The following is a 23,486-nucleotide window of genomic DNA, read 5'->3' as shown; positions in this document are numbered from 1 at the left end:
GTGTAGTAGTCACTGAGCTACCCTTGGGGTAGCCGGTGCCTCCTTTTCAGAAAGCACTTCTAATGTACTGACAACATGCACGTTTCTTCCGGGTTACGCATGCTGGTTGCGCCGGGTGTTATGCTACTGGCTGCAACGGCAATGGCCCAAACGCCCGACCCATCCGTGGCGCCCATTCGCGGGCAAGTGGTGGACGCTGCCTCCCGAGTTCCCCTTCCGGGCGCCCTTGTGCGGTGGCTAAGCTCTCCTACCGAGGCTACCACTACGGACGCCCAAGGTACCTTTTCCCTGACCCGACCGGCCCGCGCCACCAACGGCCAACTCATCATCAGTTCGCTGGGCTACCGGGCCGATACTGTGGTAGTAGGTGGCAGTGGATACTTACGCCTAACCCTGCGGACAGCTACCGAACTCAACAGTGTGGTGGTAGAAGGCCGGGCTCCATCCTACTCTGGGCTCACACCCACCAACACCCAGGTCATCACCAGCCGCGACCTAACTAAATCGGCGTGCTGCAACTTGGCGGAGAGCTTCGAAACCAACGCATCGGTGGAAGTATCTACCACCGATGCCGTATCTGGGGCGAAGCAAATTCAACTGCTAGGCTTAGATGGCGCCTATTCCCTCCTCACCGTAGATAACCTGCCGGCGCTGCGAGGGTTAGCCACGCCATATCGCCTGGGTTACCTGGCGGGTCCTTGGATCGAAAGCATCGATATCATCAAAGGGATGGGCTCCGTGGTGAATGGTTACGAAAGCATATCGGGGCAAGTGAACGTGCGCCTTAAAGAGCCCGACACTGCCGAGCGCCTGCTATTCAATATCTATGGCAACAACCTAGGTAAGTTCGACGTGAACCTAAACCTAGCCACACCCCTCACTAAGAAGCTCAGCACTACTCTGCTCCTGCACACCGACCATCTGGGTCGCCGCGTAGATCGTAATGATGACGGCTTTCTAGATCTTCCCCTTGCCACGCAGTACAACCTGTTCAATAAGTGGAAGTACAAGTCGGGCACGGGGCTCGTAACAGAAGTTGGCTTGGGTGCCCTGCGCGAAACCCGTCAGGGCGGGCAGGTAGCCTACCGCCAGGATACCCCCGGAGGCTACTACGGCACTACCCAAACAACTAACCGCTACACGGGGTACGCCAAAACTAGCTATACCTGGCCGGGCCGGCCCTACCAAAGTCTGGGGTTGCTTATGAGCGGCACCAGCCACCAGTTTGACTCGCGCTACGGCTTGCGGACGTACGACGGCACTCAGCGTACTGGCTTCGCCACGCTCTTGTTTCAAAGCATTGTGAGTACCACCGCGCATACGTACCGTGCTGGCCTTAGCTACCTCCACGACAACTACCGGGAGGTGTACCAGACTGGATTTATCTCACCTACTGAGACGCCAGCTGAGCGCTACGCCCGCGAACATCGTAACCGTCTGGAGCAGGTGCCGGGTGCTTTTGCTGAATATACTTACCAGAATGCCCGCAACCTGACCGTGGTAACGGGCGTGCGCCTCGACCGCCACAACCTCTACGGCTGGTACCTGACGCCACGGCTGAATGTGAAGTACGACGCAGCTAAGAATACCGTGCTGCGCTTAGCGGCGGGTCGTGGTTTCCGCACGGCTAATCCCATTGCCGAGAATGCGGGTATGCTGGTTAGCTCGCGGGAGTTCGTGATTAGCCCCGCTTTGCGCCCCGAAACTGCCTGGAACTTAGGAGGCTCTTTCACGCAGTACTTCACGTTTTTCAGCCGCCCGGCTACGTTTGTCACCGACTATTACCACACTGAATTTCAGAATCAGGTAGTGGCGGACCCCTACACGGCGGCCGACCAACTGCTGATTGCGAACCTTGAGCCCGGTGGGCGCTCTTTTTCACGCAGCTTCCAGACGGAAGTACAGGTAGAGCCCGTGAAGGGCCTGCACGCAAAGGCAGCCTACAAATACTTGGATGTGCGCACTACCTACGCGGGTGAACTACTACCGAAAGTACTAACGCCTAAGCACCGCGTATTTTTCAATGTCGGCTATGCCACGGCTTTTGATAAATGGCGCGCCGACTTCACAGTACAAGGGTTTGGGAGGCGCCCCCTGGCGCATTCCCCCGCCAGTGCTGGCCACCAGCACGGCGTCACGGAGGGCATGCTTCCCTATGCCCCACGCTATGCTTTGCTCAATACCCAACTAACCCGGGCCTTTAAGCGGTGGGAGGTGTATGCAGGCGTCGAGAATCTGACTAACTACCGCCAGCCCACGCCCATTAGTGGGGCCTACGCGCCCTTCGGACCAGATTTTGATGCAGCCATGATTTGGGGGCCAGTGTACGGACGGCTAGTTTATAGCGGCTTGCGCTTTACCCTCGATTAACCCCACACGACATGTGGGCCCGGCCTAGCTTTGCACGGGCATTTTTTACCTTACTCTGTTGTTTCCCTGGCGTACGCGTCTTCACTCCTTTACCTCATGAAAATCCTTTCATCCCTTCTGCTTGCCTTATTCTTCTTCACCGCGCAGGCTACCCAAGCCCAGCAAGCAAAGCCTAAGGGCACCGCTACTGAGCAAGTGAAGTTCAAGACATCGGCCGTGTGCGATATGTGCAAGGCCCGCCTTGAAAAGAGCCTCGCCTACGAGAAAGGTGTACAAGCGGCTTCCCTTGATGTACCTACTCAAGTCCTTACCGTGACGTACCGCCCGGAGAAAACGACTCCCACCGCGCTACGCACGGCCGTGCAGGCTACTGGCTATGATGCCGATGATCAGCCGGCCAACGCCCGCGCGTACGACCGGCTGCCCGACTGCTGCAAAAAGACCAACGCCGTTCACTCCGACGGCGGCCACTAAGCACACATGTTTTTTGCCAACAGCAAGGCCTGGGGCTCTCGCTCTGGGCCTTGCTGTTGATATCTAGAGGACACAACATCTTGATTCAGGCGGGCAGATCAGGACTAGTCTCCACTTCAAACGATAGAATGGCGGTGAATGCAAGCGGCCGGGTAAGGCGCCGACGGTTGGTTCCGGATACTTCGAGCGTAAACCAATCGGCCCGTAGAAACTCAAGTAGGTTTGGTTGCCCCAGCAGTTCCATGCCAATATGCGTGGTATGTATTTGCCGGGAGGAAAAGGCCGCCACTGGCACCTTCTGATTATTTGCCGTCAGAAAGCAGCTTCCGGTATCAAGTGCGCCGAGCGTTGGGGTGCCCCGCCCAATAGGATAGTTCGGATCGGGCGACCATTCTAAGCGGGCCTCGCGTAGCCACACCGCCGTTATACCCGGGCGAGTTAGTTCCGTCAGGCAAGGTAGCGTGCCCGGCAGCGTAGCCTCGCAGAGAAAGATTAAGTCCATTCCTGGATCAATACGCATGTTGATAGCGCGTGTATTGGTCCCGAAGGCAGAGCGCAAAGAGCGCCGTAGGCCTTCATGATGCGCAATAGTCAGGTCAACCCCTAACACTACTGCTGGTAGTGGGGGGCCAGAACTCGGGAGTAATCGGTTCATACGTGGTGCAACAGGCAGGTGGAGGATCTGACACCACGGCACGAGGTGCTATTTCACCAGCAACAGCAAGCAGAACAGCAAACTCCGGGGTGCCTATTCAGAAGATACATACGTGATATGCAAATACTTGAATGAAATATAGCAAACTAACCTAGGGGTATATTAACGCATACTATAGGTAGGTCAATATTGTTATATTTTTAATAATTCATAGAACAAATTAGATTTACAGAGTATATTCACACCCTCAGTTCTGTGCTTACCCGCTCCTATGAAGATTACTTGTCTACTTCTTGATGACGATCCGCTTGTGCTAGAGCTGTTGCAGGCGTACGCCACCATGACGGACATTTTAGAAGTAAAGGCTGCTTTTACTGATCCGCTTGACGCTCACCGCTTTCTGCTAGAACAGCAAGTGCAAGTGCTGTTTTCAGACGTTACCATGCCTCACCTTTCAGGCATTGACTTAGTGCGCTCCTTGCAGCAGCCTCCTTTGGTAGTCCTCATGACCTCGTACCCCCAGTACGCCATGGAAGGCTTCAACCTTGATGTAATTGATTTTCTGCTCAAGCCTATCTCCCTCGACCGGTTTCTGAAGGCAGTTAATAAGGTAAGCAGCATCTTGCGGGCCAACGCTCGGGAGGCCGTTCCCGCAGTGGATACAAGCGCGGGGCTAGGGTCTTTCTTTATCCGCACTGATGCGCAGTTCGTGCGCCTTCACTACCGGGAAGTGCTCTACATTGAAGCCCTCAAGGATTTTACGAAGATCAACACTTCAGATGGTCGTACCCATCTCACCCTGGTAAACCTGAAAAACATTGAAGAGCAGCTACCACCAGGCTTATTTGTTCGCACGCACCGCTCATATCTAGTCAATGCCGCTCATATTGAAACGGTTAGCAATCTAGAAGTGAAAGTGGGCGGGCACGCGTTACCACTGGGCCAAACGTACCGCGAGCGAGTGACGGAGCGCATTGTGAACCGCTCTCTTATCCGGCGTCAGCATTAAGCTTTACAGTGCAAGTTATTGGCTTGCGGCTTCCTTAGCCCGCCAGAGCCGCCACCACGGTAGGTAAGGCTGATCGTGATGCTCGTAGTGGTAGCCGAAAAAATAACAACTCGCAAAAGCCCACACGTGGTGCCGAAACTGCGTGCGCGATTTGTGCGGGTTATCGACGGCATGTTCACCCCGATGGGGCAGGTAGGTGCCAAAGAAAAACAGCTGCATAGTTGCCAGCACAGCGGGCACCATCCAAAAACCAATCACATTGGCCTGCGGAAACCAGTATTTCAGCAAGTTATAGGTTGCTGCCATCAGTACAATCTGCCATACTGTGACGTAGTTCCAGGCAAAACGAACAAACCAAGCCACGAAGCTTACGTGCTTACCGTCGTGAAAATCCGGGTCGTCTTCCGTAGCCACGTGCCGATGATGTGCATGGTGCTTGGGTAGCATTCGAGGAAACCAGTTGTAGGCAAACAACAAGGCTGTCAGCGTACCAATGGCATTATTCAAGCGCTTGTTGGGGCTTACCACGCCATGCATGGCATCGTGAGCAGTGATAAACAGCCCCGTATACAGGTGGGTTTGCAGTAAGGCCAACAGATAGGGCCAAGGGGTACGCCAATTGGGTTGGTAGAAAGCCAGCAAAAACACAAGCAGCCCAGCCCAGGCTCCTAGCACCAAGCCTGCCATTAGTACTCCTTTGCTTCCCAGAGGGGCAGGCTTCACCCGCTGCATGGGCGAGGCGACTTGCGAATGAGCAGAAGTAGTAAGCATTGAGCTAAGAAACGCGGGCGACACAGAAAAAGGTGCCAGTAAAAGTACGCAGGCCTTTTGCCAGGTACGGGCTATAGTGCTACTAGCGCATCCCGCACCTGCTCCATTTGCCACATGGGTGTGCTAGTAGCACCACAAATTCCTACCGACTGCCCTGGGTAGAACCAGTTGGCACAGATTTCATCTACTTTAGAAATAAAGTGGGTGTTCGGGTTTGTGTCTTTGCACACTTGGTAAAGCACTTTGCCATTTGAGCTTTTGGTGCCCGACACAAACACTACCTGGTCGAATTGCGCGGCGAAGCGCCGCAAGTCTTTGTCGCGGTTGCTTACCTGCCGACAAATGGTATCGTTGGCATTTACTTGGTAGCCGCGCTGTTCTAGCTCATCTTTAATGCGGTAGAATGAATCGGTACTCTTGGTCGTCTGGCTATAGAGCGTGATATTTTCGGGTAGCTCGTGGCGCAAAAGCTCCTCAAAGCTCTCAAACACCACTGCCTCGCCGCTGGTTTGCCCTAGCAGCCCACGCACTTCGGCGTGGCCATGTTTGCCGTAAATGAAAATGCGCTCCTGCTTATCGTAGCTGGTTTTAATGCGGTTCTGGAGCTTCAGCACAACTGGGCAGGATGCATCAACCAGAGTCAGTCGGTTTTCCAGGGCTTTCTGATAGGTGCTGGGTGGCTCTCCGTGGGCCCGGATGAGCACGGCCTCATCACGCAGCTCATTGAACTGCTCATAGCCGATAATGCGCAGGCCACGCTGCTCTAGGCGTTCTACTTCCTCATCGTTGTGCACAATGTCGCCGAGGCAATACAGGTAGCCCTGCTCATCCAGAAGGTCCTCCGCCATCTGGATAGCATAAATAACGCCGAAGCAAAAGCCGGAATTGGGGTCGATACGGACGCTCAGATGGTGCGGCATAACGGCGAAATAACCAGAGAAATGGGGAGAAGGTTGCAGATTAGGAAGGGAGCTACGTGTACTTATACGGTTCGGCTTGACTCAGGATAGCCATTAGCCAACTCTGCGTACTAATAAAGTTAGATTATTCTCTATTGTTCAGATTCAACTTCTATATTATTCTACTACTCAACTTATTTGCTAAGCTGCCCGCTGAGAGCTTTGCGCTAAAAAATACGCAGGGCAAGCCTGCAGAAAGCCTGTGTTGTGCAGTCTCCCGTTGGCTTGCCCTATACTAGGACGAGAATCTAAACATTCTGTTACGTCCTGCCTACTTAGCTACTTACCTTGCAGGGGCCCAAATGCCTTGCGGGCCTCCAAGTCTCGAATGACTTTCTCTTCTACAGGGCTGGCGCGTAAGATGGCCTGTTCGCGCCAGAACTGCGCATTGTACGGCTGCTTCATTACCTTCTTCAGGTCATCGTAATTGACGCCCGTGGTACGGTAGGCGCGGCCCGCCGGCTTACCCGTGTAGTCGTACACGAAGAAATTGCCTTCCACGTGCGTCGTATCTGCCTTGTTTTGAAAACGCAGCACAATGGTTTCCTCCGCGCGAGTAGACGACAAGCGCGTGAGGGAATCAGCCACCGGTACGAAATCGGAAACCATGCGGAAGGTCTGCGAGTCAAGGGTAGTACCCTCCCCAAACTGGTAGCTGGTTAAATTACCAATGGGCACCCGCGACTCTAGGCGCCGTAGCGCAGCGGTGTTCAGGTCGAGGTACAAGGTGCCTTCAGAAGCGGGCTGGCCCAGGCTGGGGCGCGGCGCGTAGTCAATGACGGCCGTTTCCTGTCCCCTTTCTTGCAACACCTCCCGCAGCCGGAAGGTAAACTGCTGGGTGGCCAATGGGCTTAGAGGTACCGCCAGCGTACGACGGCTAGGCTTGGGCTCGAATACCGGAATCAGCCGCACTGCGGCCGAAAAATTTATCATATCAACGCCCTGCTTGTTGGGCACGGTGCCGTAGCGAGCCTGCTCTAGCTGCCAGCCTTCTACGTGCTGGTTGCTAAGGCGCACGGTGTAAAACGCATCCAGAAACTCGTTGTACTGACCGTTATGGCGCTGTTTCTGGCGGTAGAAAGCTTTGCCGTAATGCTCGTCGCGGGCGTGGCGCACTAGCTTGGCATAAGCCCGCTGCACCAGTTCTGCTGCTACCTGCTCGGGGTTGCGCACCCGCACTTCGGGCAGGGCCACCGTGCTGGCTTTCAATACAATATTTAAGGGGGCAGCACCAGCAGGAACGGGTACAACAGTTGTTTGGTACCCCATGCTTAGCACGACAATCTCGCGGGGTTGGGTGGCGAGCCGTAACGTGAACTCGCCCGCTTCGTTGGTAGAAGTGCCGGGCTCATTGCCTCGCAACCCAACCGTAGCATACGGTACCGGCCGCTTTTGCTCGTCGGTGACGCGGCCCGTAATGCGAACTTGCTGGGCCTGTACGGCAGTAGTGGTAGCGAGAAGGGAAAGGAGAAAGAGTTGTTTCATCTGCCGGGAAAAGGATGGACGACACGTTGGCTCGTTTAATACCGTGCCGAAGTGCTACCTGAAACGTTGACGGCGGGATTTTGTATATACAGCCGCCCCAACTTCCCCGCTATGTAGCCGCAGATCAGAATTTTCCGAATGTATTTCTACCCTCGAAATCCCGAATTACCTCTTGCTCTACGGGGCTAGCCAGCAATACTTCATTCTGCTGCCAAAACTGGGGATTGTACGCATTGGCTTTTACCTGCTCCATATCATCGGAGTGCCTACCCACATCCTCGTAGGCATGGCCTGGCAAGCGCCCGGTATACTGGTAGAAAAAGAGGTAGGCTGATATGCGGGTACTATCTGGCTGCCCCCCGGCCCGGCCCATAACGATGGTAGCCTCAGCGCGGGTACTCGTCAGCCGTGAGAGGGAATCGCCCACGGGGGTGAACTCCGCCGCCAGCCAGAATTTGTCGCTCAGGCGCTGATAGTCGCCGTTGCTTTTCATAGTAATCATGCTAGTCAGCGGCAGGGCTTGTTCCTGGCGGCGCACCACAGCCGTTTTCATGTCAATGTAAAGTGTGCCTGAGCTGGCCGGCTTGTGCACTTCCGGGCGGGGTGCAAAGTCGATAACCGCCGTTTCGCGGCCTGCTTCACTGAGTATGGTGCGCAACGTGAAGCGAAAGTTGCTGGTAGGATCTTGCCCTAGGGGCACGAGCAGCTTCTCGCGAAAGGCGTGGCGACTATATACCGGCACCCGACGGATAATAGTCGAAAAGTTGCGAAACACGAAGCCTCCCGGCACATATGCATAGCGCGACTCACCTAAGTCCCAGCCTTCAATTACGCGGTTAGAAAACTTTACGTCGTAAAAGGCATCGAAGAATTCTCGGTAGCGCCCATTCTGCCGGGTTTTTTGGCGGTAGAAGGCTTTGCCGTAATACAAGTCTTGCTGATGGCGTAGCAATTTAGCGGCGGCCCGCATTACTAGTTCCTCCGCTACTTTGTTGGGGTTACGCACTGTTACTTCGGGTAGAGCGACAGCGCTGGCCTTCAGCACTACGTGTACTGGAGTTTGGGCTGTGGTCACCACAGCTTCAGCCCGGCCGTAGCCCATGCTTAGCACCACCATGCGCTGGGGCAAGGCCGGAGCCTGCAAGCTAAACTCACCTACTTCATTGGTAGCTGTCCCCGTGGAGCCATCTACCCACCCTACAGTAGCATACGGAACGGGCTGCTGTTGTTCATCTACTACTTTACCTTTCACCACTGTTTGGCTTAGCCCCGGCAGCTGTAGTAGGAGCAGCAATATCACACTCAGAATCGTACGCATCGGTTGAATAGCACTTACAGTATAGAGCCTGCTAGATATAAAAAAAGCTCCCATAACGGGAGCTTTCTTCAATTAAAACTACGCTAAGTGTAAAGGCAACCTTGGCCGTCTTACAGTTGCGTCAGCTTCTGAGCATCGGCCTCTGATACGTGGCCGCGGTCTACCATAAAGTTGCGTACTAGCGCAAACGATTCGGCATCGAGGCCCGACTTAGGATGCTGTAGTAGCATGCTCACCAAGAACTGGCGGTCTTCCTCTACATGCGGGCTCAAGCCCAAGAAAGCGGGCAAGTTGCTTTCTACACTTAAGCGCAGAAAGCGGATTTCCGGATTATCCGCGTCTAGCTTCACAGCTTGGTCAAACAGCTTATTTGCGTTTTGCACGTAAGTGAGCTTGTTGAACATAGAAGCATCGCGGGCCCGAATGGCTTCGGCGGCAGCTTTGTATCCTAGCACCACGGCATCCTGCTTGTCGTAGGCGGCCATAAGCTTGTAGAACTTCTCGCCAGCCTCTTTACTCGTAGCGGCTTGCTGATACTGGCGGCGGAGGTTAGTGACGGAATATGGATTGGCGTCTGACACGAGGGTGGAAAGGAGCAAAAACAGTGTAAGGAAAAAAGAAAGGAGCAGCTTCACAGATGGAGGAATTCGTGACGAGATGAGCACAGCAACATGCCGGCAGTACACCGGAACTGCTGGAATCGTGCCCAAAATTCACACTCCCCTACTCATCTACCAAACCAGGCCGTTAGATGGCGCGCATTCGGTAGCGGAAGTATGACCCCAGCAACAACAGCAGTTTCGTGTTGTCTGGTACGCGCACCCGCTGGCCAAGGATATGTTGAGCTGGCAGCTGGCGAATCTTATGGAAGAGCTTGAGGTAATACACGTAAGCCAAGTAAACGCCCAGCCGAGCTGCTCGCGGCAGTTGCACAATGCCCGCGTAGCCCGCCTCAAAATCAGCCCGAATATCAGCTTCAATTTCGCGCTTTACTTGGTCATCAAAGGCCTCGTACTGTACTCCGGGGAAGTACACCCGGCCGCGCTCTTCGTAATCGGAGCGGATATCGCGCAGGAAGTTTACCTTTTGAAAAGCAGCTCCCAGCCGGCAAGCCGACGCGCGCAGGTGGGTAAACATGGCCTCGTCGCCCTCGCAGAAAATGCGCAAGCACATCAGTCCTACTACTTCCGCCGAGCCGTAAATATATTTTTCGTACAACGACTGATTGTAGCTGCGGTCGTCAAGGTCCATCTCCATGCTATAGAGAAAGGCATCCAAAAACTCCCGGTCGATCCGGTACTGGTGTACGACGTGCTGAAACGCGTGCAACACGGGGTTTAGGCTGAACCCCGTAGCCAAGGCGGCATCCGTTTGCTGTCGAAACTCGGCAAACAGAGCCGCTTTGTCGCGGTCATGAAAGGTGTCCACAATTTCATCGGCCCAGCGCACCCATCCATACACGGCGTACACGGGCAGATGAAACCGCCGGTCGAGGGTCCGGATGCCCAGCGTGAAGGAGGTACTATAACGCGTAGTAATTAGCTTACTGCACGCTAAACTGGTTTCCGTAAATAGCTGAACGTGGTCCACTTGATGGTAATTAAAAACAGAGAAGCATACGGGGTGAAGTGCTACTGATAAGCCCCTCAATAGGAAGAAATGTCAAGCAGCTAATATCAACGCCTCACGGCAGGGATATGCGGCGGCGGTTACTTCCTGAGAGAGAACTCCTTCTCTACTTCCTGGGCCACTACCTGGCCGGAAATAAGCGAAGGTGGCACACCTGGTCCGGGTACGGTAAGCTGGCCAGTAAAATACAGATTCCGCACCTTTTTACTTTTGAGCGTGGGCTTTAGCACCGCCGTCTGGCGCAAGGTATTCGCCAGCCCATAGGCATTGCCTTTGTAGCTGTTGTAGTCCTGCACAAAGTCCTGGTGGGCGTAGCTGCGCTTGTACACTACCGCGTCGCGGATGGTGGTGCCGCAGTGTTGCTCCAAGCGGGCCATAATCAGGTTGTAGTAGTACTCCCGGGTTTCTTCCGGATCAGACAAGTTGGGAGCTACCGGAATCAGCAGAAATAGATTTTCGCAGCCCTCCGGCGCCACCGTAGAGTCGGTTTGCGACGGCGCCGAAACGTAGAACAGCGGGCGGCTGGGCCACTTAGGGTCATCGTAGATTTCCTGAGCGTGCACGGTCAGGTCTTCATCGAAGAACAAATTGTGGTGGCGCAGCTTGGGGAGGCGCTTGTTTACGCCCACGTAAAAGAGCAGCGACGAGGGCGCCATCGTGCGCGAATCCCAGTAGGATTCGTTGTAGTGACGCCACTGGGGTGCCAGTAGGTGCTGCTCGGCGTGATGGTAGTCGGCCCCGGCTACTACCACGTCGGCCGACCGGAAGCCCGCGGAGGTTTGCACACCGGTAGCCCGGCCATTCTCCACTACTATTTCTTGCACGGGCGTATTGTATTCCAGTTGCACGCCTCGCTCCTGAGCCAAGGCAACCATACCTTCCACAATCTTGTGCATGCCTCCCAAGGGATACCACGTTCCCAAGGCCAAATCGGCGTAGTTCATCAGCGAATACAGCGCCGGCGTATTCTCTGATGTGGCTCCCAGAAATAGAATAGGAAACTCCACTAACTCCAACAGGCGCGGGTTCTTGAAGAACTTGCGCACGTGCTTGTGCATGCTCTGCAAGATGTCGAGGCGCAGAGCGTCAACCAAGAGACGGGGGTCGGCAAACTCAAGCAAAGAGCGCCCCGGCATGTGCACAAATTTGCCAATGCCTACCTCATATTTATACGCCGCCTGCCGCAGAAATTCGTCGAGGCGCGCCCCACTCCCGGGCTCATAGTGCTCAAACAACTGGCGCAGCTCGCTCATAGCGGCTGGGATGTCAACCGTTTCGGCGCCTTTGAAAATTACTTGATATGATGGATCCAGGCGCACCAAATCGTAGTAGTCAGCTACCTTCTTGCCAAATCGGGCAAAGTACTGCTCAAAAATATCGGGCATCCAGTACCAGCTTGGCCCCATGTCAAACGTAAAGCCCGCAGCCTTAAACACTCTGGCTCGACCACCTGGCCCCTCATTCTTCTCTAATATGGTGACGTGGTAGCCGCGTTGGGCCAGCGAAGTAGCCGCCGCCAGTCCGGCAAAGCCAGCTCCGATTACGATAACGTTTTTGGTAGTGGTGGGGGTAGTAGATGACAACGGAAAGGGCGTTTGAGGAAGCTGAACTGCAAGCTACAATTTGATGGGCATACGCAAATGTTTCAGTGATGGCCGCCAATGGGAGGTAGCTACCAACGGTACCTCCACAAACAATCGGGCCGCGAACCACGCAGCCAAAGGCTTGCGTCGTCCGCGGCCCGCGATACGCCCGGGGCGGGTCTGTACTCTCTCCCTATTCCCTACACGCCGGGGGCGTATGTCGTCAGCGCCTGCTTAAGTTCTTTGCGGGCGATGTGAATACGGTTCTTAACGGTGCCAATCGGAATTTGCAGCTTCTCCGCAATTTCCAGGTACTTATATCCGATGTAGTACATCATAAACGGAGTCCGATAGTCAGAGGAGAGACTGGCAATGGCTTCGTTTATATCTGTTACTACGAAGTCTGAGGTTGCTCCGTTGTGCGTAATGTAGTTTTCGTCAGTATTAAAGTACTGGAAGTACTCTGTGCTGTCGATATTACTGTTACGCTTGGTGATCTTGTTGTAATTGTTAATGAAGGTGTTGCGCATGATGGTGTACAACCATGCCTTCAGATTGGTGCCCGTCTTGAACTTGTCCTTATTTAGGAGCGCTTTCAACAGCGTTTCCTGCACTAGGTCCTTGGCGTCATCGGCGTCACGGGTCAGGTTCATCGCCACGGGCTTTAGCGAGTAAGAAATCTTTTGTACTTGGTCGGTGAATTCCAAAGAGGTCATACTGTTTAGCTTTTCGTGGCAAAAAGTTAAACAAATATACGAGCGTTTCCGGAAGTCGACTTACCAAGCCCTATTTATTTTTCTCTAGCTCAACACGACGGCCTTACCTCGCCCACAATAGCACAATGCATTGACGTCCAATTAGTAACAAGGTTGCTAGCACATTCAATAATTCCGACCAACAGCCCCAAATGCCACACAAACCGCTTGTTCTACGCCATGAAAAAACCCGTTCGCTAGAAAGATTCTAACGAACGGGCTCCGGTAAGGTTAAACAAGTGATGTTATGTTTTTATGATGCTAGCGCCTCAGTTCGTGCTTGATGTACCAAGCCATCGGCCAAGGCCAGAAAATCAGTCATAACGTGCATACGTACTGCATTTACGGGTACTTGCAATGTATCTGTTTGTACCAATGGACCATACAGAAACAGCGTAGTATCCGGGCAGAGGTCGGCCATTTGATTCACAAAATGTTGTACTTGGTCGCGCTCGGGCACCGCCGTCATTACCGTACATAGCGCGTACGGCTCGTAGGCTTCACACACGGGCTTTAACTCCTGAATGGGCAAGTTCTGACCCAGGTACAACACATGATGACCACGTGCCCGCAATGCGTAGTTCATGAAGAGAAGTGCCATCTCGTGCATTTCTCCCTCCAGCAGAAACAGTACCCAGCGTCGAGCCTGAGCAGGCTGTACAGGGGGCAAAGCATCGGTAGCGGCCAGCAGCTTCTGGCGCAGTAGGTTGGTGACCAGATGCTCCTGCGCAGGATTTACCGTTCCGGCCTGCCACATTACCCCTATGCGCTGCAGGAAGGGGTAAGCAATGTGTAAGATAGCCTCCTCGAAGCCCCGCTGCCGAATAGCCCGATTGAGTAAGTAGGTGAGTTGCTGCTCGTCCATGGCAAGCATGGCGGCCAACAGAGCATGTACTTGCTGGCAACAGTCGTTCGTATCGTTGTAGCAGGAAATAACAGCGTCAGCCAGTTCTTGCTCTGAGAGGCGCGCTACTTGCGAAATCCGGTATCCACGGCCGCATAGAGTAGCTACATTGAGCAGACGACGCAAGTCGTCGTCGCAGTACGTGCGGATATTGGTAGCGGTGCGCACCGGACGCAGAATTCCGTAGCGCTGCTCCCAGATACGAATGGTGTGCGCCTTAACTCCAGAAAGCTGCTCTAGGTCGCTAATTGAAAAATGTCCCACGGTTACGTTCTCCCTCTACTAGTCAAGTTAAACAGACGCATTGGGCGGCTGACGTAGTACCCGCGTGGGAGCAGGCTTGCGCAGGGCCAGTGCAAAATATTTGGGTGACACCCACAGCAATCCAAACTCTTCGGAACCGTCGCGACCAGTTGTTTTGTGGTGCATTTTGTGAGCCATATTCAGAGCCCGCAAGTACGTATTCCGCGACTTTCGCCAAAAACGTAGGCGCCCATGGATCAACACATCATGTACAAAGAAGTACAGTGTGCCATAGGTTGCAATGCCAGCCCCCATCCAAAAACGGTAGTCCTTGGCGGGCGAGCCGTAGATAATAAGCAGCATAGACAGTGACCCGTAGAACAGGAAAAAAAAGTCGTTGCGCTCAAAGCGGTGTGGGTGACGCACATGGTGCGAGCGGTGCAAAAACCATAGGGGCCCGTGCAGCACAAAGCGGTGCATAAACCACGCCACAAACTCCATTCCCAGAAAGGTAGCCGTCAGAACGGCCACGGCTGCCAGCGTTGTCATACAGGTGAAACTAGCGTACTAGTAAGAAGGTTTGAAATGGGTAGCAGGGAGAAAGTTAACAAGAATTGAGGCTATGGGCTGCCTCTTTGTGCTACCAACCTAGAAATAACTCTGTGACGCAAAAGCCTCCTAATAGCAACTCAAGCTACTGAGCACTACCACGAGGCTTCCACAGCTACGCATTAAGAATGTGTGCTTCTAGCTAACTGGCTCTTTGCTATTGCCTGTTGATTAGCTAGTACTGAGGTAACTATTAGTTGTCCCAAGCTATTTTTTGCTTGCTGAGAAAAGCAGCAATGCCACGGCGGCAGTCCTCCGATCCGCGCGCCTCAGCATTCATCCGTGCTGCGTAGCGGAGGCTGTCTTCCAACGGCATCTCCGGAAGCCGGGCCAGCATTTCCTTGGTTGCTTCCATGCTTTGGGCAGAGTTTTCCACGCACAAGCGGCGAGCAAAGCGATACACGTTATCGGCTAGTTCACTAGCAGGAACGAGAAACTGAACCAAGCCAAAATCGAGGGCCGTTTGCGCCGTAATGGTATCGCCCGTCAAGAGCAACTGCTTGGTACGTCCCTCTCCTATTTTGCGCAATAAGAATACACTTACAATAGCTGGCAAGAAGCCAATCTTCACTTCTGTGTACCCGAATTTGGCCTCAGGTACCGCAAATGCAAAATCGCACACGGTAGCTAGGCCGCACCCACCGGCTAGGGCATGACCCTGAACCTGAGCAATCACCACCTTTTTCAGGGTGTACACTTGATGAAACAACTGCATGAGATGAGTGGAATCGGCCAGATTATCCGTGTAGCCGAAGCCCTGCAATTCTTGAATGTATTGCAAGTCAGCGCCCGCGCAAAACACGTCGCCCTGGGCTCTCAGCACAATCACTTTGCAGGCTTCATCATCTTCTGCAAACTCAAAGGCCTGCTTCAGCTCCGTTACCATGTCGGCACTGAGGGCATTGCGCTTTTCGGGGCGGTTAAGGGTAATGTAACCGATAGAATCCTGAGCATCATAGCGGATATAGCGCAGGGCTTCCAATTCCTGAGTCGGCATATTTTCCATAGTCAGGGGCTTTGCAAATCGGTGAAAAGAACAGCACATACGGGCTTTTGCCCGCCAACAACATTGTGCCCACGAGGAACACAGTCGCTAAACGTAACAAAAAGCCGCTAGCCATACACTCTATAGCGCAGGAATAGCCGCCGGGTTTCGACCAACGTTTCTCTTGGCCCCGCCTACTGCACAGGGCGCACGATGAACGCACCCTGCGCTGTGACGTCATGCGTCTGGAAACCAACTTGGTGCAGGAGTGAATCTTGCCGGGCTACGTACCAGCTTTTGCAAGAAGAATCAAATACAATTAATCCGCGGGTGCCAAACGTAGCCGCTAGGTCAGCCGGTTGCACGCGCGCATTTCGGCGCAGCACCACGGCATCGACTGGCACTGGCTGATGGGCTCCGCTAAGTCGGCCGTTGATGATGGCTATTCGCAGCCCCCGCCAAGCTGCCAATACCAGGCCGGGCTCAGCTACGCGGGCAGGCACACCGCAACTGCGCCACCCGGCGTGGTAGTTCACGCGTCGTGCCTCCCGCTGAATAATACCGGGCACAATGCGGTAGGTACGTTCCGTTTCAGTTAGGGGCAAAGAGTCGAGCGTGACTACCTCCGCGGCGGCTCCTTGCCAGAAGCCCACTACGGACCGCCGCGGTATGCTATACACTACCAGTTGCTCATCGGGGGCCACTTGCTGGGCGGCCCACACCCGGCTACCCGCAAAAACGCCCAACAGGGCACAGGCTATACCCAGCCAGGGCAGCTTTTTGACGGTAAAGAAAACCAGCAGCGCGAAGATGACAGTGAAGATCAGCCAGGTTTGCGGGGCCGTCACGTGTACTCCCGAAATCAAGGCCCCCGGCATTGTGCGCCCTACCCAAAAAATATACTCGTTAAACGCCCATATCAGTTTCTCAAACACCCATGCCACCCCCTTAGGCCCATAGGCAAGCAACGCTGCTAGCCCAGGTGCTATACTGCCCACTGCTGTTATTAATCCATGCAATACCAACAGCACCAGCCCTACATACACGGCGACGCTAGAGATGGGCACGGCAATCAGATTAGAAAACAGAAAGCTAAGCGGAAACTGTTGGAAGTAAAATAAGCCCAGCGGGAACGTGGCTACTTGGGCGGCCAACGACAACGCCGTGGCTTGCCATGTTTTTTCTGCCATCCAGCCCATTCCCTTCCATAGCTTCTGCACGGCCTGCGGCTGCCACGGCCGCTGCTTGCTCAGGAAAAAATCGTTGGGCTCTAGCCATGCCACAATGCGCGGCTGCAGATATACAATACTCAGAACAGCCAGAAAGGAAAGCTGGAACCCGACGTCACATAGCAGGTAGGGGTCGTAGCAGAGTAGCACAAACGCCGCCACGGCCAGCAAGTTGTACATAGACGTCTGCCGAGCCGTGGCGCGTGCTACAATAATGAAGGAGAACATAACGGCGGCCCGCAGCACCGAGGCTGATAAACCAGTAAGAAATGCGTAGGTCCAAATAACGCCCAGGCTCACTAGTACCGTCAGCAGCCGCAGCCCTGGCCCCCGGCGGCCGGGCACCTTGCTTAGCAGCCACATCACAACGCCAAACAACAAGCCTACCTGCAAGCCCGATACGGCCATGATGTGGGTGGTACCCGTGTTGGCGTAGGCCTGCTTGGTTTCCTGATCTACATCGTCTTTAATACCTAACACAAGAGCCGAAGCCAACGCATACTCTCGTTTGGCCTGCACGTAGTGACGAAATACCCCATCCAGTACACGCGCTGCCCGCATGGCTATAGCCCGCAGCACGCTTGGCGGTTCCAGGGCAAGCACCCGATACTGATCGGGGTGGACGAACTGCTGATGATATACTTGGTGGTAACTTAAGTAGCGTCGATAATCGAACTCGCCGGGGTTGAGAGGCGCTTTGCTGGGTGCTGGCGCGCCCCGCACCAACCACACCTCGCCGTACTGCGGGGCGGCCACAGCTGAGTCGCGCGGGATAGATACTCGAATGCCACCAACTGCCGCTTGCCACTTACCACCCACCCGTACCGCCGATACCCGCACGGTAGTAGCATAGGTTAGCGGCCGCACTACAGTGTAGTCATCCACCACGGCTCGGTAGAACTCAACGCGGGACCCAAAACGATACAGGTGAACCGCACTTCGGCTTTCGGTGGCTTGCTGGGTTAGGGCCACACCCACTACGTACAGGGTAGCTATTGCCAGCAAGCCCACAATATCGATTGGACCACTGTGGCGCTGCCGGGCCGCCCACCCGTGCACGACGCCATATACGCATACCAATAGCACTACTACCAGCCGTAAGTCGGGCAAAGAGGCTCCTAGGTAGAGGTAGGTTACGATACCACCCATCAGTGGTAGCACTAGCCGAACAAAGGCATTGGGGGCCCAAGTGATACCCATAATGTATAGTTGATAATCGAGAATAACTACCCGGCCACTAAGGAGTAGGGATACAAGAAGTAAAGTCGTAAAAAGAAGTCATAATTCAATCGCCCTAGGCAAATTACAAATTACTTATTCTTCATAAAAAAAGCCGCTTTGCTGGTGGCAAAGCGGCTTCTGATTTTAAATGGGCAGTATTTAGTCAGGTTGTTTCCACTGCATTTTGTAGTGGTCAATGTCGCACTCGGCAAACTTCTCCCCTACTTTCTCAAAGCCATGACGCTCGTAGAAGCGTACGGCGGGCAATTGGGCGTGCAAGTACACCGTGGCAGCAGGATGCGCCGCCCGTACATCATGCAGCACGGCCCGCAAGAGAGCTGCCCCGGCCTCTTGGTTACGGTGGGAGGCCAACACGGCAAAGCGTTCCAGCTTTACCCCTTTTTCCGTGGGGCGCCAGCGGGCCGCTCCACACGCAGTACCATCGGTCGTACGGGCGAGGTAATGAATGGCGTCCGTATGGTCGTGTATGTCACGTTCGTCTTCGGCCGGTACGTTTTGCCCTTGCACGAACACCTCATGGCGAATGGCAAAAGCAGATTCCAAGTCTTGGGGAGCAGTAATGCGGTGAGCTTTCATAATCAACAGAGTAAACAATGAACTGCTGCCCGGCGCACAAGTGGGTAGTAGTGCCGCCTGTGGGCAGCACCACAAAAGTACCACACCAGTAACATTGGACGGAAAATATTACCCAACAAAAAGGGCTGCTCGAGGCAGCCCTTTTTGTTTCTATGCGAAATACGCTGGTATCTACGCACCGTAATTCAGCGGCTCCAAGCAGACAACAAACCTACTGCTCGTGGTTGACGGGTAGCTCCTGCATGCCGTCATCCTCACGGCGGGCATCGGGGTGGCGCCCTGGGTCAGAAGCAGCCATGCCGGGGCCATTGGGGCGGCGGTAGGGCTGGTATTCACGCGGAGCACGGTTGGCTTGATTAGCTTGATCCTTCTGCATTTGCACATCGAACTTGTCGTAGGCCTGCACAATTTGCTTTACCAAGCGGTGGCGCACGACGTCCTCGGAGGTCATTTCCACGAACCCAATGCCGTTTACATCGCGCAGAATATCCAGGGCTTGAATCAGGCCGGATTTCTGTTTGGTAGGTAGGTCAATCTGGCTACGGTCACCGTTTACCATCACCTTGGCCGAGGGCCCCATCCGAGTCAGGAACATCTTCAGCTGCGAAGGCGTGGTGTTCTGGGCCTCATCCAACAACACAAACGCGTTGTTAAGAGTACGGCCGCGCATGTATGCCAACGGAGCTATTTCAATGGTCTTGTTCTCAAGATAAAACTTAAACTTCTCGGGCGGCAGCATGTCTTCCAGCGCATCGTAGATGGGCCGCAGATACGGATCAACCTTCTCCTTCATGTCGCCGGGCAAGAAGCCCAGGCTTTCTCCTGCTTCTACTACGGGGCGGGAAATGATGATCTTTTTGACCTCCTTGTTTTTGAGTGCCCGCACGGCCAGCGCTACCGAGATGTAGGTTTTGCCCGTACCGGCCGGCCCCAGCGCAAACACCAAGTCATTCTTCAGCACCGTATCTACGAGGCGCTGCTGATTGGCAGTCTTGGCTTTAATAACGCCGCCTTTGGCACCAAACAAGATGACATCCGGAGAAGCCGCTAGTATCCGGTCCTGCTGGTCCTCATCGGCAGAGGTTAGGTACTGGCTTACCGTTTTATCGGTAATCTGTCCGTATTGATGGTAATGCTCCAGCAATGCCGACAGGATGTCGTTGATGCGGCTGATTACCTGGGTCTGCCCCTGGATTTTAATCTCATTGCCGCGGGAAATAATTTTACTGCCCGGAAAAGCAGCCGCTAATTGGCGGATATTCTGGTTATCGGGCCCCAAGAACTCAACGAGGGACACGTTTTCGAGCGTGATGACTTTCTCGACCAATCTGAGGGAATTTAAAAACGAATGGGAAGGAAAAGAGCCGGCGGGCTGAGCCCATACCATCCTCTGCGTAGGAGAACAGCAAAAATTCGCTAATCGTTGCTATTCCCGATTCACGGCAAAACGCCTACTTTTGCCGCCCGCGCAGGGGTACTGGCAATAGTACGAAGAACTCACAATTTCCGGCTATGGGGTTGATTACGTTTCTATCCGATTTTGGCTACCGTGACCACTATGTGGCGGCCGTCAAAGCGCGTATTCTCCAGCTTGCCCCTCAAGTTCCGGTACTGGATATATCGCATGGTGTTGAGCCCTTCAACATTGCACACGCAGTACATGTGCTCAATGCAGTATTCCGAGATTTTCCTGCTGGCACCGTGCATTTAGTGGGCGTCAACGATTTGGGAGCTCCGCGCGCCGCATGGCACGCCGCCAGCTTTCAGGGCCACTTCTTCGTTGCTGCTGATAATGGACTTCTGCCTCTGCTCTGCGACGGCCAGCCCGATGCCCTCGTGACGTTGGCCGCTGGGCAGTCGCCAACTTCATCCCCCACCCGCGACCTGCTCGTGCCAGCTGCGGTGCACTTAGCCAAGGGCGGCGGGCTGTTAGACCTGGGCCCACTCACAACGGATGTGTATCAGCTACTCAATAGGCAGTTGCGCCTTCAGGATAACCGCATTATGGGTCACGTAGTGCACGTTGACCACTATGGCAACCTCGTCACCGATATCACGCGCACGGCCATGGAAGTCATTGGTCGCAACCGCAGCTTCACCATTCATTTCGCCCGCGAAACCGTGCGCGATATATTTCCGCACTTCCAAGCTACTACTCCCGGCGAAGTGGTCTGCATTTTCAATAGTCAAGACCAATTGTGTATTGGAATTAACCAAGGCAACGCCTCAGAATTACTAGGACTCCACTTCGATTCACAGGTGGATGTACGCTACCCTACCGAGTCCTAGCATCCTTTACAATCACTCCTCATGTTGCTACACAAGGGTATTTTTTCTATATATTTATTATGTTAAGTAGTTTGTGACAACCTGTCACCTGTTTTACAGCATTCCCACTACTTGTATTTTTCTTATGTTGATACGCATTGTGCGCATGACTTTTCTTCCTGAGCAAGTAGAGAGTTTTCTGCGCCTATTCCATGAGTCGGAAAATAAAATCCGTCAAATGCCGGGGTGTCAGCTGCTGGAACTCTGGCAGGATGCCGACCAGCCCCATATCTACTGCACCCATAGCCATTGGGAATCTGCCGACGCGCTGAATACTTACCGTCGTTCTGAGTTATTCGGTGAAGTGTGGCCCGCTACCAAGCGGCTGTTCGCAACTCCTCCTCTAGCGTTTTCAGTTCATCGAACGACTTCTCCTGCCGGGCAAAAAGTTGTGTAGGTGGGCCCAAACACCTTCCGCTGGCCTAGTTACCCTCAGTACAGAGATAAACAAAGCCGCGCGTTTCGGCTTCTACTGCTGCTTCCTCTTACCTCTCCGTGCCTACGTGCGTAGAAGAATCCAAACCTTTCGGAAGCAACTGCCTTTCTTTTCCCATATGACTCCCGATTATTTTGGCTTTTACAGCCTGCCCGAAACATTTCGCCCGGATGAGGCGACACTCAAGCGCCAGTACTACGCGCTCAGCCGCCAGTACCATCCCGATTTCCACGCCACTGAAAGCCCCGAGAGGCAACAGGAAATCCTTGACCTAGCCACGCTCAACACGAATGCGTACCGCACGCTTTCCGATTTTGACCACCGAATGGCGTACATTTTAAGCCGCCACGGTCTGCTAGAAGAAGGAAAACAGGAGCTTCCACCAGATTTTTTAATGGAAGTTATGGACCTGAATGAGCAACTCATGGAGCTCGAATTTGACCCCGATCCTGCTACTACCACCAAGGTAGAAACAGAAGTTAACGCTCTGACTGACACACTAGATGCCGGCATTGAACCAGTACTAGTTGGGTACGAAGGTCTACCAGCAGATGCTCGCCCACAAGCCCTACAGCAGATCAGAACTTATTATTTGAAAAAGCGCTACCTCTTGCGCATTCGCGAAAGTCTAGCTAAGTTTGCAGCCCGTTCCTGATCTACCAACAGGGACGGTTGAAATGCCCAGATGGCGGAATCGGTAGACGCGTTGGTCTCAAACACCAATATCGAAAGATGTGCCGGTTCGACCCCGGCTCTGGGTACTAGAGTAGAAAAGCGAGGCCGATACTTCAGTGAAGTATCGGCCTCGCTTTTTTATGGTATTTTCCTTTCGCAAGTGAAAGGCCGACGGGCAATACGTCGCAACATCGGCTGGCAACCCTATTTCGCTTCCAATTTTTTCAGTTTGTCGTAGGTCTTCTGCGACAAGGCGTACTGACGTTCTACTGCTAGTCGAACGCCTCCTTCCAAAGTGCCCTGGCTAAGCGCGTCTTCGTAGGCTTTCAGTGCCCATTCCTCACCATATATATTGGCGCCGAGGATGGCTTTTTCGTCCTGACCCGTAAGGCTTGCTTTGGCGTCCATCCAGCGGCGGTACAGCTTTCCTTTGAGAGTAGTAGCGTTTTGCTCCTCCGCTCCTTGCTGACGCAGCGCAGTATTTAAATCATTAGCAAACTTCTGGCTTTGGCTTACTAGCTGCTTATAATAGCCCCGTAGTTCTGCATCCTCACTTTCGTCAACGGCCCGCTGATATCCTTCAATGCGGTCATTTACAAAGTATAGCAGTTCCTGCAATGTGCTAGCTTGGCTGGTAGGTTGCGCAGCATTTTTGTTGCGGCTAGCGAGGTAGCCCACTCCTATTACTAGTAAGGCTCCGCCTACTACCTTTTGTGTAGTGCTCAGCTTATCATAGCTGGTAGTCACCTTATTGCCCGCATTTTTCAAGGAAGGGGAGATTCGTCCAATCATATCGGCCATGCTGCCTTGGTTGAGCCATTGCAGAGCTTGGTCGAGCAGGGGACCACCAGAGCGCGATGTTGAAGTTGAAGACTGATTCATAGCTAAAAGAAAGTATGGTATGTGGCTAGGCTTACGCACACTGTAACCTATTCGTTAGGTTGAGTTTACCTTATTATTATTCCGCTTCGTGAAGTGCGGCACTAGGGTAAGCACGTTTTTACACTTAAGGAGAACCTATTCACCGCATAGGCATACTGCCCTCATCCAAGATGGATGGACGCATTTTGCGTGTGCTACTCCAGTTGGTTTGTCAAGAGTGTATTGCGCGTGCAGCTGTTCCTAATCACCTAAGTAGTGCAGGCACCTATACCTGCTTACAATTGCACCACCTATAAATTTTATGTCACTTTGATATAATAATTGCTTTTTATTCAAATAACACCCTTGCATGAGAGGTGTATTTTGCTA

General features: G+C 53.6%; 22 protein-coding genes and 1 tRNA gene. 7 read left to right on the top strand and 16 right to left on the bottom strand.

Annotated features, from left to right (window positions below; genetic code table 11):
• Positions 1 to 75: 75 nt before the first annotated feature.
• Together CHB83_RS17590 and CHB83_RS17585 are read left to right on the top strand one after the other, a co-directional pair.
• Positions 76 to 2,370, top strand: a complete 2,295-nt coding sequence (locus tag CHB83_RS17590) for a TonB-dependent receptor (protein ID WP_089333566.1) — start codon at positions 76 to 78, stop codon at positions 2,368 to 2,370.
• Between the two features lie 96 nt (positions 2,371 to 2,466).
• Entirely contained in the window at positions 2,467 to 2,844 is a 378-nt protein-coding gene (locus tag CHB83_RS17585) for a heavy-metal-associated domain-containing protein (protein WP_045689103.1), read from the top strand.
• Positions 2,845 to 2,929: 85 nt separating this feature from the next.
• Here CHB83_RS17585 and CHB83_RS17580 read toward each other — a convergent pair whose 3' ends face one another.
• Positions 2,930 to 3,499 (bottom strand): hypothetical protein, encoded by a 570-nt coding sequence (locus CHB83_RS17580; RefSeq protein ID WP_143437179.1) that lies wholly within the window; start codon positions 3,497 to 3,499, stop codon positions 2,930 to 2,932.
• 271 nt (positions 3,500 to 3,770) lie between these two features.
• Here CHB83_RS17580 and CHB83_RS17575 point away from each other — a divergent pair, with 271 nt between their 5' ends.
• Positions 3,771 to 4,508: a LytR/AlgR family response regulator transcription factor gene (locus CHB83_RS17575; protein WP_089333564.1), complete on the top strand. Its 738-nt coding sequence runs from the start codon at positions 3,771 to 3,773 to the stop codon at positions 4,506 to 4,508.
• A gap of 15 nt (positions 4,509 to 4,523) precedes the next feature.
• Here the strand turns inward: CHB83_RS17575 and CHB83_RS17570 are convergent, their stop codons facing one another.
• The 14 genes from CHB83_RS17570 to CHB83_RS17505 form a co-directional block, all read right to left on the bottom strand.
• Positions 4,524 to 5,240, bottom strand: a complete 717-nt coding sequence (locus CHB83_RS17570) for a fatty acid desaturase (RefSeq protein ID WP_089333595.1) — start codon at positions 5,238 to 5,240, stop codon at positions 4,524 to 4,526.
• 110 nt (positions 5,241 to 5,350) lie between these two features.
• Positions 5,351 to 6,199, bottom strand: coding sequence for a 4-hydroxy-3-methylbut-2-enyl diphosphate reductase (locus CHB83_RS17565; RefSeq protein WP_089333563.1), 849 nt, complete (start codon positions 6,197 to 6,199; stop codon positions 5,351 to 5,353).
• Between the two features lie 318 nt (positions 6,200 to 6,517).
• Entirely contained in the window at positions 6,518 to 7,723 is a 1,206-nt protein-coding gene (locus tag CHB83_RS17560) for a carboxypeptidase-like regulatory domain-containing protein (RefSeq protein ID WP_089333562.1), read from the bottom strand.
• 124 nt (positions 7,724 to 7,847) lie between these two features.
• Complete coding sequence (locus tag CHB83_RS17555; RefSeq protein ID WP_179225556.1) at positions 7,848 to 9,041, bottom strand: carboxypeptidase-like regulatory domain-containing protein; 1,194 nt, start codon at positions 9,039 to 9,041, stop codon at positions 7,848 to 7,850.
• Positions 9,042 to 9,151: 110 nt separating this feature from the next.
• Complete coding sequence (locus CHB83_RS17550; protein WP_052695307.1) at positions 9,152 to 9,676, bottom strand: hypothetical protein; 525 nt, start codon at positions 9,674 to 9,676, stop codon at positions 9,152 to 9,154.
• Positions 9,677 to 9,788: 112 nt separating this feature from the next.
• Positions 9,789 to 10,631, bottom strand: a complete 843-nt coding sequence (locus CHB83_RS17545) for a phytoene/squalene synthase family protein (RefSeq protein WP_045689097.1) — start codon at positions 10,629 to 10,631, stop codon at positions 9,789 to 9,791.
• Between the two features lie 119 nt (positions 10,632 to 10,750).
• Positions 10,751 to 12,253, bottom strand: a complete 1,503-nt coding sequence (locus CHB83_RS17540; RefSeq protein WP_245855379.1) for a phytoene desaturase family protein — start codon at positions 12,251 to 12,253, stop codon at positions 10,751 to 10,753.
• 200 nt (positions 12,254 to 12,453) lie between these two features.
• Positions 12,454 to 12,969, bottom strand: a complete 516-nt coding sequence (locus tag CHB83_RS17535; protein ID WP_045689096.1) for an RNA polymerase sigma factor — start codon at positions 12,967 to 12,969, stop codon at positions 12,454 to 12,456.
• Positions 12,970 to 13,261: 292 nt separating this feature from the next.
• Positions 13,262 to 14,176, bottom strand: a complete 915-nt coding sequence (locus CHB83_RS17530; RefSeq protein ID WP_045689095.1) for a MerR family transcriptional regulator — start codon at positions 14,174 to 14,176, stop codon at positions 13,262 to 13,264.
• A 27-nt stretch (positions 14,177 to 14,203) separates the two neighbouring features.
• Positions 14,204 to 14,704 (bottom strand): sterol desaturase family protein, encoded by a 501-nt coding sequence (locus CHB83_RS17525; protein WP_045689094.1) that lies wholly within the window; start codon positions 14,702 to 14,704, stop codon positions 14,204 to 14,206.
• A gap of 253 nt (positions 14,705 to 14,957) precedes the next feature.
• A complete protein-coding gene (locus tag CHB83_RS17520) occupies positions 14,958 to 15,770 on the bottom strand; it encodes an enoyl-CoA hydratase/isomerase family protein (protein WP_089333560.1) in 813 nt (270 codons plus the stop codon).
• A 173-nt stretch (positions 15,771 to 15,943) separates the two neighbouring features.
• Positions 15,944 to 18,178 (bottom strand): ComEC/Rec2 family competence protein, encoded by a 2,235-nt coding sequence (locus CHB83_RS17515; protein WP_089333559.1) that lies wholly within the window; start codon positions 18,176 to 18,178, stop codon positions 15,944 to 15,946.
• Between the two features lie 180 nt (positions 18,179 to 18,358).
• Positions 18,359 to 18,796 carry a GNAT family N-acetyltransferase gene (locus CHB83_RS17510; RefSeq protein WP_045689091.1) on the bottom strand — a complete coding sequence of 146 codons (438 nt, stop codon included), beginning with the start codon at positions 18,794 to 18,796 and terminating at the stop codon, positions 18,359 to 18,361.
• Positions 18,797 to 19,007: 211 nt separating this feature from the next.
• Positions 19,008 to 20,123, bottom strand: coding sequence for a PhoH family protein (locus tag CHB83_RS17505; protein WP_082455342.1), 1,116 nt, complete (start codon positions 20,121 to 20,123; stop codon positions 19,008 to 19,010).
• Positions 20,124 to 20,308: 185 nt separating this feature from the next.
• Here CHB83_RS17505 and CHB83_RS17500 point away from each other — a divergent pair, with 185 nt between their 5' ends.
• The 4 genes from CHB83_RS17500 to CHB83_RS17485 all read left to right on the top strand — a co-directional run bounded on the left by CHB83_RS17500 (position 20,309) and on the right by CHB83_RS17485 (position 22,321).
• The gene (locus tag CHB83_RS17500; RefSeq protein ID WP_045689090.1) at positions 20,309 to 21,085 is read left to right on the top strand and encodes an SAM hydrolase/SAM-dependent halogenase family protein; all 777 of its coding nucleotides are present in this window, start codon (positions 20,309 to 20,311) and stop codon (positions 21,083 to 21,085) included.
• 124 nt (positions 21,086 to 21,209) lie between these two features.
• A complete protein-coding gene (locus CHB83_RS17495; protein WP_045689089.1) occupies positions 21,210 to 21,521 on the top strand; it encodes a putative quinol monooxygenase in 312 nt (103 codons plus the stop codon).
• A gap of 157 nt (positions 21,522 to 21,678) precedes the next feature.
• The gene (locus tag CHB83_RS17490; protein ID WP_089333558.1) at positions 21,679 to 22,215 is read left to right on the top strand and encodes an iron-sulfur cluster co-chaperone HscB C-terminal domain-containing protein; all 537 of its coding nucleotides are present in this window, start codon (positions 21,679 to 21,681) and stop codon (positions 22,213 to 22,215) included.
• Positions 22,216 to 22,239: 24 nt separating this feature from the next.
• Positions 22,240 to 22,321 (top strand) — tRNA-Leu (locus CHB83_RS17485).
• A gap of 118 nt (positions 22,322 to 22,439) precedes the next feature.
• On the opposite strand, the gene CHB83_RS17480 is transcribed toward CHB83_RS17485, so the two are convergent.
• Entirely contained in the window at positions 22,440 to 23,117 is a 678-nt protein-coding gene (locus tag CHB83_RS17480; protein ID WP_055562166.1) for a PA2169 family four-helix-bundle protein, read from the bottom strand.
• Positions 23,118 to 23,486: the final 369 nt, after the last annotated feature.

Origin of the sequence: Hymenobacter mucosus (assembly GCF_900188255.1) — a bacterium.
GTDB lineage: Bacteria > Bacteroidota > Bacteroidia > Cytophagales > Hymenobacteraceae > Hymenobacter > Hymenobacter mucosus.
The sequence above is the reverse complement of the archived record's forward strand: the minus strand, read 5'-3'. Positions and strand labels throughout refer to the sequence as shown.

Bases quoted from the DNA above. Each gene is read 5' to 3' on its own strand.
- CHB83_RS17565 (WP_089333563.1), bottom strand. From the start codon at position 6,199: ATGCCGCACCATCTGAGCGTCCGTATCGACCCCAATTCCGGCTTTTGC.
- CHB83_RS17585 (WP_045689103.1), top strand. From the start codon at position 2,467: ATGAAAATCCTTTCATCCCTTCTGCTTGCCTTATTCTTCTTCACCGCG.
- CHB83_RS17535 (WP_045689096.1), bottom strand. From the start codon at position 12,969: ATGACCTCTTTGGAATTCACCGACCAAGTACAAAAGATTTCTTACTCG.
- CHB83_RS17560 (WP_089333562.1), bottom strand. From the start codon at position 7,723: ATGAAACAACTCTTTCTCCTTTCCCTTCTCGCTACCACTACTGCCGTA.
- CHB83_RS17590 (WP_089333566.1), top strand. From the start codon at position 76: ATGCACGTTTCTTCCGGGTTACGCATGCTGGTTGCGCCGGGTGTTATG.
- CHB83_RS17490 (WP_089333558.1), top strand. From the start codon at position 21,679: ATGACTCCCGATTATTTTGGCTTTTACAGCCTGCCCGAAACATTTCGC.
- CHB83_RS17515 (WP_089333559.1), bottom strand. From the start codon at position 18,178: ATGGGTATCACTTGGGCCCCCAATGCCTTTGTTCGGCTAGTGCTACCA.
- CHB83_RS17500 (WP_045689090.1), top strand. From the start codon at position 20,309: ATGGGGTTGATTACGTTTCTATCCGATTTTGGCTACCGTGACCACTAT.
- CHB83_RS17575 (WP_089333564.1), top strand. From the start codon at position 3,771: ATGAAGATTACTTGTCTACTTCTTGATGACGATCCGCTTGTGCTAGAG.
- CHB83_RS17580 (WP_143437179.1), bottom strand. From the start codon at position 3,499: ATGAACCGATTACTCCCGAGTTCTGGCCCCCCACTACCAGCAGTAGTG.
- CHB83_RS17570 (WP_089333595.1), bottom strand. From the start codon at position 5,240: ATGCAGCGGGTGAAGCCTGCCCCTCTGGGAAGCAAAGGAGTACTAATG.
- CHB83_RS17510 (WP_045689091.1), bottom strand. From the start codon at position 18,796: ATGAAAGCTCACCGCATTACTGCTCCCCAAGACTTGGAATCTGCTTTT.
- CHB83_RS17520 (WP_089333560.1), bottom strand. From the start codon at position 15,770: ATGGAAAATATGCCGACTCAGGAATTGGAAGCCCTGCGCTATATCCGC.
- CHB83_RS17495 (WP_045689089.1), top strand. From the start codon at position 21,210: ATGTTGATACGCATTGTGCGCATGACTTTTCTTCCTGAGCAAGTAGAG.
- CHB83_RS17525 (WP_045689094.1), bottom strand. From the start codon at position 14,704: ATGACAACGCTGGCAGCCGTGGCCGTTCTGACGGCTACCTTTCTGGGA.
- CHB83_RS17555 (WP_179225556.1), bottom strand. From the start codon at position 9,041: ATGCGTACGATTCTGAGTGTGATATTGCTGCTCCTACTACAGCTGCCG.
- CHB83_RS17480 (WP_055562166.1), bottom strand. From the start codon at position 23,117: ATGAATCAGTCTTCAACTTCAACATCGCGCTCTGGTGGTCCCCTGCTC.